The 1,423-nt window shown below is 49.1% G+C and carries 13 tRNA genes; all 13 read right to left on the bottom strand.

Features of this window, described 5'->3' with window-relative positions:
• Positions 1-69: 69 nt before the first annotated feature.
• Positions 70-140: transfer RNA gene (locus FD29_RS10335), tRNA-Gly, on the bottom strand.
• Positions 141-185: 45 nt separating this feature from the next.
• Positions 186-259, bottom strand: a tRNA-Asp gene (locus tag FD29_RS10330).
• Positions 260-283: 24 nt separating this feature from the next.
• Positions 284-357, bottom strand: a tRNA-Met gene (locus FD29_RS10325).
• A gap of 42 nt (positions 358-399) precedes the next feature.
• Positions 400-473: transfer RNA gene (locus FD29_RS10320), tRNA-Ile, on the bottom strand.
• An 8-nt stretch (positions 474-481) separates the two neighbouring features.
• Positions 482-555 (bottom strand) — tRNA-Met (locus FD29_RS10315).
• 36 nt (positions 556-591) lie between these two features.
• Positions 592-665: transfer RNA gene (locus tag FD29_RS10310), tRNA-Pro, on the bottom strand.
• Between the two features lie 38 nt (positions 666-703).
• Positions 704-777: transfer RNA gene (locus tag FD29_RS10305), tRNA-Arg, on the bottom strand.
• Between the two features lie 13 nt (positions 778-790).
• A tRNA-Leu gene (locus FD29_RS10300) sits at positions 791-876 on the bottom strand.
• Positions 877-890: 14 nt separating this feature from the next.
• Positions 891-962, bottom strand: a tRNA-Gly gene (locus FD29_RS10295).
• 4 nt (positions 963-966) lie between these two features.
• A tRNA-Thr gene (locus tag FD29_RS10290) sits at positions 967-1,039 on the bottom strand.
• A 61-nt stretch (positions 1,040-1,100) separates the two neighbouring features.
• Positions 1,101-1,183: transfer RNA gene (locus FD29_RS10285), tRNA-Leu, on the bottom strand.
• Between the two features lie 23 nt (positions 1,184-1,206).
• Positions 1,207-1,279: transfer RNA gene (locus FD29_RS10280), tRNA-Lys, on the bottom strand.
• A 6-nt stretch (positions 1,280-1,285) separates the two neighbouring features.
• Positions 1,286-1,358, bottom strand: a tRNA-Val gene (locus FD29_RS10275).
• Between the last annotated feature and the right edge of the window lie 65 nt (positions 1,359-1,423).

Here is a 1,423-nt window from a genome sequence, read left to right as displayed (position 1 = left end):
ACCATCGACCTCACGCTTATCAGGCGTGCGCTCTAAACCAGCTGAGCTATAGGCCCATATCAGTGGCAAAGCGGGTGACGAGAATCGAACTCGCGACAACAGCTTGGAAGGCTGTGGTTTTACCACTAAACTACACCCGCATATTACCTTGCGACTACTTCTACCTTAGTAAATCTCTTTACTAACGGTCCGTGCGAGAATCGAACTCGCGATCTCCTGCGTGACAGGCAGGCGTCCTAACCAACTAGACCAACGAACCAAATTTAATTTTTTTCAAAACTAATTGCGGGAGCTGGATTTGAACCAACGACCTTCGGGTTATGAGCCCGACGAGCTACCAGACTGCTCCATCCCGCGATAACAATAAATGTTGAGTCTTCCAAGGTCCATTCTAATAGATGGACCTTGTAGGACTCGAACCTACGACCGAGCGGTTATGAGCCGCCTGCTCTAACCAACTGAGCTAAAGGTCCGGAATTAATAGCGGCGAAGGGGATCGAACCCCCGACCTCCCGGGTATGAACCGGACGCTCTAGCCAGCTGAGCTACACCGCCAAAAACTGTGAAACAATAGCAATTTAACATTGCCTATCGGGAAGACAGGATTCGAACCTGCGACCCCCTGGTCCCAAACCAGGTGCTCTACCAAGCTGAGCCACTTCCCGAGATCATTCAATCATAAATCTTGCTTCTTTCGAAACAATGCACCTAGTAGGAGTCGAACCTACAACCTTCTGATTCGTAGTCAGACACTCTATCCAATTGCGCTATAGGTGCATATTCATTATAGTGCCGAGGACCGGAATCGAACCGGTACGGTAATTACTTACCGCAGGATTTTAAGTCCTGTGCGTCTGCCAGTTCCGCCACCCCGGCGTTACTATAATGAAAGCGGAAGACGGGATTCGAACCCGCGACCCCCACCATGGCAAGGTGATGTTCTACCACTGAACTACTTCCGCATTATGCCGACTAGAGGATTCGAACCTCCGACCCCCTGTTTACAAGACAGGTGCTCTGCCAACTGAGCTAAGTCGGCATAAATACGATACTTTCATATTTTACTAAATGAAACTCAATATTGCAACAACAATATTGAATACGGGTGAAAGGACTTGAACCTTCATGTCCACTGGACACTAGAACCTAAATCTAGCGCGTCTGCCAATTCCGCCACACCCGCATGGTGTGTATATATGTTGCAAATGAGCCGTGACAGGTTCGAACTGTCGACCCTCTGATTAAAAGTCAGATGCTCTACCAACTGAGCTAACGGCTCATGATATGGAGGATACAGGGATCGAACCTGTGACCTCCTGCTTGTAAGGCAGATGCTCTCCCAGCTGAGCTAATCCTCCATCATGAGACAGCGTAGCGACTATCTATCCTCGCGGGTAGTTTCCCACCAACTACTTTCGACGTG

The organism is Companilactobacillus mindensis DSM 14500 (assembly GCF_001434275.1).
Classification (GTDB): Bacteria; Bacillota; Bacilli; order Lactobacillales; family Lactobacillaceae; genus Companilactobacillus; species Companilactobacillus mindensis.
This window is presented reverse-complemented; position numbering and strand designations above follow the sequence as displayed.